The organism is Agarivorans sp. MS3-6 (assembly GCF_054112545.1).
Genome location: NZ_CM134202.1, coordinates 2,307,823 through 2,321,144, shown reverse-complemented (window position 1 = coordinate 2,321,144; position 13,322 = coordinate 2,307,823). Strand labels below are relative to the sequence as shown.

Sequence of the window (13,322 nt, the reverse complement as noted above, 5' to 3'; positions counted from 1 at the left end):
GCAAGGCATTAAGCAAAATATTTAGAGGAATCAACATGAGTAACGGTAACATCGTCCAAGTAATTGGCGCTGTTGTGGACGTTGAATTTCCACATGACAGTGTACCTAAGGTATACAATGCTCTAGAAGTTCAAGGCGAAGACTTAGTTCTTGAAGTTCAACAGCAAATCGGTGGTGGTGTAGTTCGTTGTATCTGTATGGGTGCATCGGAAGGCATACGTCGAGGTCTAGAAGTGGTTGATACTGGCGACGCGATTAAAGTACCAGTGGGTGAAGCCACCCTTGGTCGCATTATGAACGTACTAGGTCATAGTATTGATCACAAAGGTGATATTGCGACTGAAGATCGCTATAAAATTCACCGCCCTGCTCCTACCTATGAAGAGCAAGCCACCTCTAACGAATTGTTAGAAACAGGCGTAAAAGTTATCGACTTAATTTGTCCATTCGCTAAGGGTGGTAAAATTGGTCTGTTCGGTGGTGCCGGTGTAGGTAAAACCGTAAACATGATGGAGTTGATCAACAACATCGCTAAAGCACACTCAGGTTTATCTGTGTTTGCTGGTGTTGGTGAGCGTACTCGTGAAGGTAATGACTTCTACTACGAGATGGAAGAAGCTGGGGTACTTGATAAAGTAGCCATGGTTTATGGTCAGATGAACGAGCCACCAGGAAACCGTTTACGCGTAGCGTTAACCGGTTTGACTATGGCTGAGAAGTTCCGTGACGAAGGTAAAGACGTACTGTTGTTTATTGACAACATTTACCGTTACACCTTGGCCGGTACTGAAGTATCTGCACTATTAGGCCGTATGCCTTCAGCGGTAGGTTACCAGCCAACATTGGCTGAAGAAATGGGTGTTCTTCAAGAACGTATTACATCTACTAAGCTAGGCTCGATTACTTCGATTCAAGCGGTATATGTACCTGCGGATGACTTGACGGATCCATCTCCAGCAACCACCTTCGCTCACTTGGATGCAACGGTGACACTAAACCGTAGTATTGCGGCTATGGGTTTATACCCTGCGATTGACCCATTGGACTCAAACTCTCGTCAGTTAGATCCATTGATTGTTGGTCAAGAGCACTATGAAGTAGCTCGTGGCGTACAAGGTTTATTGCAACGCTATAAAGAATTGAAAGATATTATTGCGATTCTAGGTATGGATGAATTGTCTGAAGAAGACAAACAAACCGTAGCTCGTGCGCGTAAGATTGAGAAATTCTTAACTCAAGATTATCACGTAGCCGAAGTATTCACTGGTAACCCAGGTAAGCTTATTGCGCTTAAAGATACTATTCGTAGCTTTAAAGGTCTATTGGCTGGCGATTACGATGATATTCCAGAGCAAGCGTTCTTGTATGCAGGCGATATTGATGACGTGCTTGAGCGCGCCAAAAATATGTAAGTATCGCCAATAGGCGTAACAGGAGGCTACAATGGCAGCGATGACAGTTCACTTGGATGTGGTTAGCGCCGAAGAGAAAATATTCTCGGGTCGCGTTGAGCATTTACGAGTAACCGGTGAAGAGGGTGAGTTAGGGGTGTTACATGGTCACGCCCCTCTGCTAACCCCAATTAAGCCTGGTATGGTTCGCATGGTAAAACAGCACGGTCACGAAGAGGTGATTTACATCTCGGGTGGTTTCTTGGAAGTACAACCAGGAAATGTAACCGTACTGGCTGATACCGCGATTCGAGGCAACGAGCTCGATAAAGCCAAGGCCCAACAAGCTAAACAAGCTGCAGAGGAAAGCATTAGCAATCCGAGCAACGATGTTGATTTCGCGAAAGCTCAAGTTGAATTAGCCAAAGCGATGGCGCAACTTCAAGTTATCGAAATTCTCGGAAAAAACATCCGATAGGTTTAGTTTGAGAATAAAAAGGCGCTCCCAGAGCGCCTTTTTTGTCTTTAAAAAGTGATGGAGCTATCAACAAAAAGTAATACTAAAAACGCTACCATTCGTCTACTACATACAGTTAGTTAATTATGCTTAACTAGTGTAATGAGATAATTATTAAGTCGTTGAGCGTTGATTTAACGACACACAAAGCAAAGGGTGAATATGGCAACTATTGCGCCATTAAATCAGGCAAACAAAGCGCTACTATCAGAGCGTATTCAAGGCTTGGTTAAAGCTTTGTCTGCGGGTATCTACGAGCGTGAAGAAAGCTTTAAGTTATGTTTATTAGCGGCCTTAGCGGGCGAAAGCGTTTTTTTACTCGGCCCGCCTGGCATTGCCAAAAGTATGATTGCCAAACGCTTAGTGAAAGCCTTTGAAAGCCAAAGCTTTTTTGATTATTTAATGACCCGCTTCTCTACCCCAGAAGAAGTGTTTGGCCCGCTGTCTATTCAAGAACTAAAAGATAATGGTAAATACGTGCGCTTAACTGAAGGTTATTTGCCAACCGCGCATATCGTATTTCTTGATGAGATTTGGAAAGCTGGCCCCGCTATTCTAAATACGCTACTGACAGTGGTGAATGAACGCACTTTTCGAAATGGCAATGAGAACCTATCGGTACCGATGCGCCTGTTGATTTCGGCATCTAACGAATTGCCTGAAGAAGATAGCGGATTAGAAGCACTATACGACCGTATGTTACTGCGGGTATTTGTTAACCGTATTCAACATAAAGATAATTTTAGAGCCTTGCTGTTAGACAACCAAAGCTTACAAGATATTCCAGAACACCTAGTGATTAAAGATATCGAATACCAAACATGGCAAAGTCAAATTAGCCAAGTCAGCATGAGCGATAGTGTATTTGAGAAAATGTACCTAATAAAAGGTCTGATTGAACAAGGCTCACCCTTAGCCGATGTAGATGGCAATATTGCAGACTTATATGTGTCTGATAGGCGCTGGAAAAAATCGGTACACCTGCTGCAAACCAGTGCATTTTTTAATGGTCGCTCCGAGATAAACCCGCTAGATTTATTGTTACTGCAAGACTGCTTGTGGCATAACCTGGACGACCGACAGTTTGTGCAAACCTGTATTCGCGATTATGCAATTAATCATGCTTTCGACCAACTGAAATTGAAAGAGTTAGCTGAGGGTGCTGAGCGCCATTATGCGGCAACGGTTGACGATATTTGCCAACAGCTCAAGGTGCAATTTAGTCATGATTCGGGCTTGCGCAAAGATCAGTATAAATATGACTTTAAAGATGCCAAGCGAATGCCAAACAAATTTGGCGCTGAGTTACTTAAACTGGTGGTCTTGCAAAGTAATTTGTCGGTGAGTGAAAAAGACAAAGGCGAAACGCGCTGGGTTTATGTTAATGCCGATGAATTCATTAAGAAAATTAAGAGCGGCAGCTGCGATATGATGGGCTTAATCAACCAAGGCTCAGAGCTCTGTCGTTTACAGTTTGAAATAGATATTAACCACCAGTTGGTCATTAAAGATATTGCCAATCGTCCATTATTATTGGGCTTAGCCAAACAACAACACCTAGATGAAAATTTAGTGAGTGGATGGCAGAGGCAAATAGATGGTGTGCTTGCTACTATTAAACAGGCAGAGTTTGAACTTAAACGTTGCCGCGGTCAGTTCCATAGTGCGCTACCGCATAACTTTATCGCTAATCAACTCCCTGAAGCGATAGAAACCAGTTTAATGGAGGTTGAGTTAATGGTCACAGGAGTCAGTGGGTTACTGGATAAACAGGCTTACAGAATGCGAAATATCAACGAGTTTTTTGGCTAAATCATGTTAGATAGCCTGCAATTTGGGGTTATGTTGGCTGAATCTGGCATGCTAGAGGAAGCGGTGCGTGAAGTGATGATGCGCCCTCAGTTAATGATGATTGCCGAATCTAGCCCCGGCATTCAAACTTCCATGAAAAACCAAGTGAGCAAATGGAAAAGCCAAATTCGTTCACAGCTTGGTCAGGTGACTATCGAAGAAAAATTTGCCGAGGAAATAGCCTTATATCAGCAATCTATTGAGCTTGATAGCGCAGCATTTGTTCAACAAGTTGATGATTTACTGATTCAGTTAAGTGTGTGTTCAGCCTTCTACCATAAAGCCAATGAATTAGCCGCTCACCCGCATCATCGCTATAGCCCAATGTTTCAGAGTTACTTTTGTAACCAGTGGTTTGAAAGTATCGCCCAAGAGCTAAATCAAGCTCAACTCAATGAATTGAAACAGCATAAACAAGCCTTGTTGGCCGATCTTTATCAGCGGGTAGATACCTTAAAGGCGATGCCTGAAATGACCGAATCTGGTGATTCGAGTAAGTTAGGCCGTTTATGGGATATGGCGGCGGCAAAGCTGAGCAAAAACGAAGTTAATCTCTTACAACAGTTTGCCGTTTTTTTAAAAGGACAAAAAGGCCTACAAAAAATAGCGGAACAGTTAGGCCGAATGGCTGACCAAGTCATTGACCCCAATAGTAGTAATACCCCGGTAGAAGAAACCCAACTGGTCGAAGAGCAACTTGAGCAAGTTACCGACGATATTGTTGGTATTCATGAAGGTGATGATCTCGCCAAATTATTACCCAACGAAACCATGTTTTTAGCCTACCCAGAGCTAGAAGTGATTTTCTATAAACACCTGGTCGATCATCAATTATTGAATTACCAGATGAAGGGGAAGCAACGTAAGTTACGTAAAGTAAAAACCTACAAAAAAGCCGCTGAACAAACCATGTTAGATAAAGGGCCGTTTATTCTTGCCATCGATAGCTCGGGTTCGATGGAGGGGTTTCCGGAAAAGTGTGCCAAAGCGATGGCTTATGGTTTGATGCAAATTGCTTTAGCTGAAGAGAGAGACTGTTATGTCATTATGTTCTCTACCGAGCTGATTACCTATGAACTCACCAAAAAAGATGGTTTACGTGAAGTACTCAATTTTCTTGCTTACAGTTTTCATGGTGGCACCGACATGCCATCAGCGCTGGAGAAAGCGATTGAGCAAATGTTAGATGATAAATATAAAAATGCAGACTTAGTGGTGTTGTCAGATTTTATTGCACCAGCGCCACCAGCGGCCTTATTGACCAAGATTGAACAACTTAAAGCACAAAAAAATCGCTTTCATGCCTTAAATTTGTCCAACTATGGAAATCCACAGTTAATGGAGATTTTTGACCATCTCTGGGATTACACCCGTTCACCCATCCAACGTCTGTTTAAACGTTAATTCCAAAGCAGTACCGTTTGGCTTACACTTGTTTGATATATCGAATGGGTGTGGCTAACTGGGAATATTTAGCCTTAAAAAAGGAAAAGAAATGAATTTTAGTGTCGTGATTTTAGCTGCCGGTAAAGGAACAAGGATGCGTTCAACTTTGCCTAAGGTGCTGCACAAATTAGCCGATAAGCCGATGGTGCAACATGTTATCGATACCGCTAAAAAGCTAAAACCAGAAGCGGTTCATTTAATTTATGGTCATGGTGGCGAGTTGATTCAACAGCAAATCCAAGATCCCAGCCTAAATTGGATAGAACAAGCAGAACAGCTAGGCACGGGGCACGCTATGCAACAAGCGGTACCTCATTTTGCGCCTGACCAAGCGGTAGTGATGTTATATGGTGATACGCCATTAATTAGTGAGCAGACTATTCAACGCTTAATTGAAGCGTTGCCAGAAGGGGGGATTGGTTTATTAACAGTCGATCAAGCTGACCCAACAGGTTATGGCCGAATTATTCGACAAAATGGCAGTGTTGCCGCCATTGTAGAACATAAAGATGCCAACGCTGAGCAACTGGCTATTACTGAAGTAAACACCGGCGTGTTGGTTGCCAATAGCAATGATTTTAACCGCTGGTTAGCTAACTTGAGTAACGATAATGCTCAGGGTGAATACTACGTTACCGACATTATCGAAATGGCGACTAACGAGGGAAATATAGTACAAGCGGTTCAACCTGACTCAATTGTTGAAGTACAAGGGGTTAACGACCGTGTACAACTGAATGGTTTAGAACGTGCTTACCAAAAAGCCCAAGCTGAAAGCCTTCTGCGCGAAGGGCTTAGCCTTGCTGATGCTAATCGCTTCGATTTACGTGGTGAACTAAGCATTGGTAGCGATTGCTTCATCGACATAAACGCTATCATCAAGGGTAAAGTTACCATTGGTAACAATGTAACCATTGAAGCCAATTGTATTTTGATTGATTGTGAAATTGGTGACAATGTAACCATTAAAGCCAATAGCATTATTGAGCAAGCCAGTTTAGCCGCTGATGCTTCTGCGGGTCCATTTGCCCGGCTACGCCCTGGCGCAAAGCTTGAGCAAGATGCCCATGTGGGCAACTTTGTAGAGATGAAAAAGTCTACATTAGGCAAAGGGTCTAAAGCGGGGCATTTAAGTTACCTAGGCGATACGACGGTAGGTGAATACGTTAATATTGGTGCTGGTACCATTACGTGTAACTATGATGGTGTGAATAAGTTTCAAACCATTATTGAAGATGGCGCATTTATTGGCAGCGATACACAGTTGGTTGCACCTGTTACAGTCGGTAAAAATGCTACCGTTGGTGCAGGTTCTACCATTACCAGTAATGTAGAAGCGGATACATTGGCTATTTCACGCACTAAACAACGTAGCCTAAGTGGTTGGCAGAGACCCGTTAAAAAATCTTAATGTGGTTGAAAGTTAAGCAAAAAGCGACCTTAGGTCGCTTTTTTTAGTTAAGCGCTTATTTTATCAAACCAAACAAAAGTTGAAGCTATAAACTAGCGCACATAATTCCTTATTTTTATTAGGTATAAATAAGCTTTTGCCTGTAGGGATAGATTATGAAAAACCAGTTTGAACATGCTTTGCCGAATAATGATGGATATTTTGGTGAGTATGGCGGCAGCTTTATTCCCCCTGAGTTGCAAACAGTAATGAACGAAATTACTCAGTCTTATCAAGAAATCCGCAAAGATCCTGAGTTTATCGCGGAGCTAACGCGTTTATATCAACAATACGTAGGCCGCCCTAGCCCGATTTTTCATGCCGAAAATCTTTCTAAAACCTATGGTTGTGACATTTACTTAAAACGTGAAGATTTAAACCATACTGGTGCTCACAAAATCAACCATTGTTTAGGCGAAGTACTGTTAGCTAAAAAAATGGGGAAAACTAAAGTTATCGCTGAAACAGGGGCTGGCCAACATGGGGTGGCACTGGCCACTGCTGCTGCCTTACTGGGTTTAGAGTGTGATATTCACATGGGTGAAGTCGATATCGCTAAAGAGCATCCTAACGTGGTTAGAATGCGCATACTAGGCGCCAAGGTTATCCCTGCAAGTCATGGTCGAAAAACTCTTAAAGAAGCTGTAGATAGCGCCTTTCAAGCGTATATGGCCGATCCTCATACTCAACTTTATGCCATTGGTTCTGTCGTTGGGCCACACCCGTTCCCGATGATGGTTAGAGATTTTCAGTCCATCATCGGTATTGAAGCGCGCGAGCAGTTTCAGCAGATGACCGGTAAATTGCCCGATAACCTAGTGGCGTGTGTTGGCGGCGGCTCAAATGCCATGGGCTTGTTTAGTGCCTTTTTAGAAGATGAAACTGTTGCAATGCATGGTTGTGAGCCAGCTGGCCGCAGTTTAGATGAAGTTGGTGAGCATGCCGCTACTTTAACTAAAGGTGAACCGGGTACCATGCATGGCTTCCACTCTTATATGTTAAAAGATGACCAAGGGGAGCCTCAGCAAGTTTACTCAGTAGCCAGTGGCTTAGATTATCCTTCGGTGGGGCCGCAACACGCCTATTTAAAAGATTTAGGGCGGGTGCAATATGGCGTGGTCAGTGATAAAGAAGCGATCGATGCGTTTTTTGAGTTATCACGCTTAGAAGGGATAATTCCAGCAATTGAATCTGCTCATGCTGTGGCACACGCCATTAACTTAGCCAAGCAAGGCATTAAAGGTTCTATGCTAATCAACCTATCGGGTCGAGGTGATAAAGATATCGACTTTGTGGTAGAAAACTATGGTGAGCAATACGGTATTGCCGATTTGCTATAGGAGGGAGGCCACAAGCTCAGGCTTGTGGCCCAGCCACTTAAAACTTATAAGCCACGTTAAGCATCGGGCCTTTATAATTGTATTTAAGGGTTGTGTCGCTCCAGTCTGCTTCTACTAGGTAATAGTTATAACCTAGCTCAACACTCCAGTTTGGATTGATACTATAAGAAACAGAGGCATTCAAATCGGCTAAATAGCCACTGGTTCCATCAATTTTTATATAGAAAAATTGAGTATGACCGCCAAAGATCCAATCTTCAGAGATATGGTAGTTTAACCATAAACCTACGTCTGGCAGCGGCGCCGTGGTTGATTCATCCACCACTTCTCCATCGGTATTGGCGCTATCACACGTAATGGTTCCGTTATTGTCTAAACAGCCGGCTATTTCTCCGCTAAAGCCCATCTCAATAAACATAATGTGTAAGCCTAGCGAGCCACCTACTTCAAGCGCATCTGTTTTGTAAAAAGAATAACCGTAGCCTGCTCGTAGAATATCAATATCCATACGGGTATTTATTTTAGCGCCTACTACAATGCCTTTATCGGGATTATTAGGCAGTGTGTAGCCAAACGTGGATTTGGTTTCCGCCGCGCGATGTAAGCGTCGCCAGTCAGCATAAACAGCGTGGCGTTCATTGAATTTATAGCCGACCTCAAAGAACGGTAAGAACTGGTTTTCTTCAAGGTTTAAGGTGTCTTCAAAGTCTAAGTCGATATCTTGGTTATCGAAAGCCTTGGTTGAGATAGATGAATCAGTTTGCGCCCAAAAACCGCCTGCTTTTACCACCCATTCTCCAGCTATTGAAGAGGCACTAAATAGGCTGGTTAATATGGCGAGGCAAAGCCCTTGCTTGAATTTCATATACTGTCCTTGTTGCTGTTTGAAATAACGCTTGGCTATAGTTATTTCTCATTTGTCACCATCATTGTGAGCTAATTGTTAGTATAAGCACTTAAACTTGATAGTAAAATATAAAGGCTAGCTAATTTTTAGTGGGCAGATGATTTTATCTAGCCAAAGCTAGAGTTGTGCGTGGTTAGCTGCTATTAGTTAAGCGTGTAAATCAACAAATAACAGTAAGGCTTATTGGAGGCGGTAATGCTAAAGGATGGTTTTGGACACTTAGGCACGATTAAACTGATTGTGTTGTTGTTCTGTTCATGTATTTTTTCGGCTTATGCGGTCGATTCTGGTGGTGACCAAGCGCAAATGTTGCTGGACAAATATCAGCGTCAGCAACAACGTATAGAGAGAATTCAAGCGAGTCAAAATCAAGTATCAAGCATCGAGCAGGCAGCCTTATCTTATCGTTTATTAGAAAGGCACCTTTCTGCGTTTGATACCATAGATCAACTATCTAAATACCTTATCGAACAAAAATCATTGGGCTTAGCTGCTGATCAAACGGTGTTAGCTCAGCTTGAAGTGATTATAGAAAAAAATAATAAAGAGTTAGTTAAGGCGATTGATAAGAAACAATTGCTGTTTAACCAAGCCTATGCCAGTGAAGAAGCTGATAGCGTAGGAGCCTTTCAGCTGTATGCTGAGCATCTTGCTAGTTCTGATGTTATTTACTCTGCGATGGTGCAGCAAGTTAACAATCAACAAGCTTTGGGGTTTGATGTTGATACGGAGAAAGATTACCTAATCAACCACCTTTATAGCCGAGCTGAATCATTCTCTGGCATGGTAGGTTTAGTGGGGAAAAAGCGTGAAGAGTTAGCAAAGCTAATCAAAATCACCCCTGATGACCAAGCCCTTAAAGATCAACTCGCAGTTGTGACTGAGCGACTCGCCGTCGCGGGGCTTAGTTTTAAATTGACGGTAGATTTTTTGACTCAACTGGGTTTTGACTCGTCGTTCTATCAGCAAACCCTACTGAAATTGGGTGGCCAAATTACCACCGACGTCTTGGATGTCAACCTACTGGGAGGCATTGCCAAACGTTGGGTTGAGCGTTTAACTGAATATTTTGTTGATCATGGTGGAGAGTGGATATTTAAGCTGATTTTGCTGGTGGGTATTTATTATCTGTTCCGCTCTTTATCGCGTTTAGTTCGTAAGTTGATGACCAAGAGTTTAGATTCATCGAAACTTAATTTATCTTCTTTAATGAAAGATATGATTATTTCTTCAGTGGCGCGAGTGGTTATTATCATAGGTATTTTGTTTGCCTTGGCTCAGGTGGGCATTTCTCTGGCGCCTATTTTGGCTGGTTTAGGTGTGGCTGGTTTCATTATCGGTTTTGCTTTGCAAGATACGTTAGGTAATTTTGCCGCAGGTATGATGATTCTTATCTATCGTCCTTATGATGTGGGAGACATGGTTGAAGTGGGTGGCGGTGTATTTGGTAAGGTGAAGAGCATGAACCTTGTTTCAACCACTATTTTAACCATCGATAATCAAACCTTGGTGATTCCCAATAGCAAAATTTGGGGGGATGTGATTAAAAATGTTACTGCTCAAAAATTGCGTCGTGTCGACCTAATATTTGGTATCGGCTATTCCGATGATATTGAGAAAACCGAGGCGGTACTAATGGAGCTGTTAGTGAATCACCCTCTTGTATTAAACAGTCCTGAGCCAGTGGTTAAACTGCATGTACTAAATGAATCATCGGTTGATTTTATTGTGCGCCCATGGGTAAAAACAGATGATTACTGGGATGTTTACTGGGATATCACGCGAGAAGTGAAAATGCGCTTTGATCGCGATGGTATATCGATTCCTTTCCCGCAGCGCGATGTTCACTTTTATCCGGCAACGGCAGAAGCAGCGCAAATAGAAAAATAAATTTTTGTAGTTATTGGCCGTTAATTGTCGAATATTCAAAAGGCTTATCGTTTTCGATAAGCCTTTTGCTTAACTAGCATTACAACAACGCGGTTTATAACTGGAAAATTTGGCCAAAGTCAGTAAAATAGCGCTTCATTTTTGAACAGAGCTTGTTGTAGTTACGTGAGTCGAGAACGTGCCTTAGAAAAAATTGCAAAGTGTTTAGAACTGGGTAATTCCTCAAACGTTCATGAGGCTGCTCAGGCTATTCGCATGGCTCATCGTTTAATGCTGAAGCATGGTTTAGACCAAGCTGATATAGAGCTTATTCAGATGGGGAAAACATCAACTCAAACTCTGTTACCAGCCAGTGTAAGCGAAAACATATTACGCATTATTAGAGGCATTAACTCTAAGTTTGGCGTAGAAGCTGTGCTGGTTAACCACAAAGGCTTAAAGCGCGCTGAATTCGTCGGTTTAGCGGAGCGGGCAGTATTTGCCGCTTTTGCATTTGATATTGTTTACCGAGAAATGAATCAACAGGTTGGGTCGTTCCGCAATAGTTTTGCGGGTTCGGGGACCGACAGTGTCACCCTCGCTCGACGTGTTTCTTCTTACACCGCGGGTTGGTTAGAAGGGGCTCTAGAAAAACTGCCAGATTTAACTAAAGATGGCCGTAATGAGCATATGGATGATTATCTAGATGAGATGTTTGAAAAGCTAGATAGAGAAACGTTTAAAGCTAAAATTAAGGCTTCTATGGGTCAGTTAACACCAGATTTTCAAACTGGCATAAAAAAAGGTCGCAAGTTATCTGTTAACCGCCCGGTTGAAGGTACCCGTACGGCCGGCTTATTACGCCGTTAAAAAGCTACTACAACTAATTAATGATTCGATAACGGTATTTATGTAGCCTTTGATAGAGTCACTTACGGCACCAATTTGAATTAATAAGTGACTCTAATTGCTGTGTTTAACTTACCTTAAGTATCTTACTGGTATTGGTATGGCCGGTTTGGTCAAACACATCACCGTGAGTCAAAATCACCAAATCCCCTTTATTTAGGTAGCCCTGTTCTTTCAATAAATTGATCGCGCTATTGGATACCGAAATAATATCCTCGTTGGCCTCTTCAAAATAGATGGGGTACACCCCTCTATATAGTGCACAACGGCTTAATGTCGTGTGATGGCGAGACATAGAGAAAATAGGCAAGCCACTACTTAGGCGTGACATAAGCAGCGGGGTACTGCCCGACTCGGTTAAGGCGATAATCGCTTTCATGCCTTTCATGTGGTTAGCCGCAAACATGGTACTCATGGCTACCGTTTCTGAAATGCTCTCAAAGATATCGTTAATTCGGTATTTTGATACGTTAATACTGCGTTGTTTTTCTGCGCCAACACATACCGATGCCATCGCTTGTACTGTTTCTATGGGATATTGGCCCGCTGCCGTTTCACCTGAAAGCATAACCGCATCGGTGCCATCTAATACCGCATTGGCAACATCCATGACTTCAGCGCGGGTAGGCATTGGCGCGCTAATCATCGATTCCATCATCTGAGTGGCAGTAATCACTGCGCGATTATATTTGCGGGTTAAGCGAATCAAGGTTTTCTGTACGCCAACCAGCTCGGCGTCACCAATTTCTACCCCTAAGTCACCACGCGCTACCATCACCGCATCTGAAGCTTTAATAATGTCGATCATCGCTTCTTCGGTGGCCACCGTTTCGGCGCGCTCTACTTTTGCTACCAGTTTCGTGGCAAGGCCAGCTTGTTGGGTAAGTCGACGCGCATAGTGCATGTCTTCACCGCTGTTAGGAAAAGACACTGCCAGGTAATCCACTTTTATTTGAGCTGCAGTCAGTATGTCGGCTTTGTCTTTAGCGGTTAAAGCGGCAGCTGAAAGCCCGCCACCTAATTTATTGATGCCTTTGTTGTTTGACAGTATTCCACCAATGGTTACCTCGGTGGTCACTTGGTTACCGTTTACGGCCACCACTTTTAGTTGAATACGACCATCATCAAGCAACAAAGTATCGCCAGGCTCTACGTCGTTCGGCAGGTGTTTGTAATCTAAACCAACCTGTTTTTCATCCCCTAAACCTTTACCAAGGTCACTGTCTAGCAAAAAGCTATCGCCCACATTGAGCTTCACTTTGCCGTCTTTAAAGGTAGAAACGCGAATTTTAGGACCTTGAAGGTCACCGAGAATAGCAATATGCAGTTTATGCTTGGCAGCGAGTTCACGCACTTTAGCCGCACGAGCCAGATGATCTTCTGCAGAGCCATGAGAAAAGTTGAGACGCACCATATTTGCGCCGCTGAGTATTAATTGTTCCAGAACATCATCACGATCGGTGGCGGGGCCTAAGGTGGTAACTATTTTGGTGCGTCTTAGCATATTAATTGTCCTTAAAATGAAGTTAGTAATCTGTCAAATTCTTTACTTGCTGTTTTAATTATATGTAAATCAGCTTGTCTCTTGGTTTTTTTTTATCTCTCAAGTACATTGCCCCTTAGGGATTACATTTGCTGTGAG

At 42.9% G+C, this 13,322-nt stretch carries 10 protein-coding genes; 8 read left to right on the top strand and 2 right to left on the bottom strand.

What is annotated here, in order from left to right:
- Positions 1-35: 35 nt before the first annotated feature.
- The 6 genes from atpD to trpB all read left to right on the top strand — a co-directional run bounded on the left by atpD (position 36) and on the right by trpB (position 7,995).
- Complete coding sequence (gene atpD, locus ACVFI8_RS10650; RefSeq protein WP_248713569.1) at positions 36-1,412, top strand: F0F1 ATP synthase subunit beta; 1,377 nt, start codon at positions 36-38, stop codon at positions 1,410-1,412.
- A gap of 31 nt (positions 1,413-1,443) precedes the next feature.
- Positions 1,444-1,869 carry a F0F1 ATP synthase subunit epsilon gene (locus ACVFI8_RS10645; RefSeq protein WP_248713568.1) on the top strand — a complete coding sequence of 142 codons (426 nt, stop codon included), beginning with the start codon at positions 1,444-1,446 and terminating at the stop codon, positions 1,867-1,869.
- A gap of 201 nt (positions 1,870-2,070) precedes the next feature.
- Entirely contained in the window at positions 2,071-3,720 is a 1,650-nt protein-coding gene (locus ACVFI8_RS10640) for an ATPase RavA domain-containing protein (RefSeq protein WP_248713567.1), read from the top strand.
- 3 nt (positions 3,721-3,723) lie between these two features.
- Entirely contained in the window at positions 3,724-5,163 is a 1,440-nt protein-coding gene (gene viaA, locus ACVFI8_RS10635; protein ID WP_248713566.1) for an ATPase RavA stimulator ViaA, read from the top strand.
- A gap of 91 nt (positions 5,164-5,254) precedes the next feature.
- The gene (glmU, locus tag ACVFI8_RS10630; RefSeq protein WP_457873788.1) at positions 5,255-6,616 is read left to right on the top strand and encodes a bifunctional UDP-N-acetylglucosamine diphosphorylase/glucosamine-1-phosphate N-acetyltransferase GlmU; all 1,362 of its coding nucleotides are present in this window, start codon (positions 5,255-5,257) and stop codon (positions 6,614-6,616) included.
- A gap of 155 nt (positions 6,617-6,771) precedes the next feature.
- The gene (gene trpB / locus ACVFI8_RS10625) at positions 6,772-7,995 is read left to right on the top strand and encodes a tryptophan synthase subunit beta (protein ID WP_248713564.1); all 1,224 of its coding nucleotides are present in this window, start codon (positions 6,772-6,774) and stop codon (positions 7,993-7,995) included.
- Between the two features lie 37 nt (positions 7,996-8,032).
- Here the strand turns inward: trpB and ACVFI8_RS10620 are convergent, their stop codons facing one another.
- Positions 8,033-8,860 (bottom strand): hypothetical protein, encoded by an 828-nt coding sequence (locus tag ACVFI8_RS10620; protein WP_457873787.1) that lies wholly within the window; start codon positions 8,858-8,860, stop codon positions 8,033-8,035.
- 237 nt (positions 8,861-9,097) lie between these two features.
- Between ACVFI8_RS10620 and ACVFI8_RS10615 the strand changes: the two genes are divergently transcribed.
- Positions 9,098-10,792: a mechanosensitive ion channel domain-containing protein gene (locus tag ACVFI8_RS10615; RefSeq protein ID WP_457873786.1), complete on the top strand. Its 1,695-nt coding sequence runs from the start codon at positions 9,098-9,100 to the stop codon at positions 10,790-10,792.
- Positions 10,793-10,957: 165 nt separating this feature from the next.
- Complete coding sequence (locus ACVFI8_RS10610; RefSeq protein ID WP_248713561.1) at positions 10,958-11,641, top strand: DUF2786 domain-containing protein; 684 nt, start codon at positions 10,958-10,960, stop codon at positions 11,639-11,641.
- 106 nt (positions 11,642-11,747) lie between these two features.
- On the opposite strand, the gene pyk is transcribed toward ACVFI8_RS10610, so the two are convergent.
- On the bottom strand, positions 11,748-13,184 hold the full coding sequence (pyk, locus tag ACVFI8_RS10605) for a pyruvate kinase (RefSeq protein ID WP_248713560.1): 1,437 nt from the start codon (positions 13,182-13,184) through the stop codon (positions 11,748-11,750).
- Between the last annotated feature and the right edge of the window lie 138 nt (positions 13,185-13,322).

What these genes read in the sequence shown, in the direction of transcription:
- atpD (WP_248713569.1), top strand. Translation starts at nt 36, where the DNA reads ATGAGTAACGGTAACATCGTCCAAGTAATTGGCGCTGTTGTGGACGTT.
- ACVFI8_RS10645 (WP_248713568.1), top strand. Translation starts at nt 1,444, where the DNA reads ATGGCAGCGATGACAGTTCACTTGGATGTGGTTAGCGCCGAAGAGAAA.
- ACVFI8_RS10640 (WP_248713567.1), top strand. Translation starts at nt 2,071, where the DNA reads ATGGCAACTATTGCGCCATTAAATCAGGCAAACAAAGCGCTACTATCA.
- viaA (WP_248713566.1), top strand. Translation starts at nt 3,724, where the DNA reads ATGTTAGATAGCCTGCAATTTGGGGTTATGTTGGCTGAATCTGGCATG.
- glmU (WP_457873788.1), top strand. Translation starts at nt 5,255, where the DNA reads ATGAATTTTAGTGTCGTGATTTTAGCTGCCGGTAAAGGAACAAGGATG.
- trpB (WP_248713564.1), top strand. Translation starts at nt 6,772, where the DNA reads ATGAAAAACCAGTTTGAACATGCTTTGCCGAATAATGATGGATATTTT.
- ACVFI8_RS10620 (WP_457873787.1), bottom strand. Translation starts at nt 8,860, where the DNA reads ATGAAATTCAAGCAAGGGCTTTGCCTCGCCATATTAACCAGCCTATTT.
- ACVFI8_RS10615 (WP_457873786.1), top strand. Translation starts at nt 9,098, where the DNA reads ATGCTAAAGGATGGTTTTGGACACTTAGGCACGATTAAACTGATTGTG.
- pyk (WP_248713560.1), bottom strand. Translation starts at nt 13,184, where the DNA reads ATGCTAAGACGCACCAAAATAGTTACCACCTTAGGCCCCGCCACCGAT.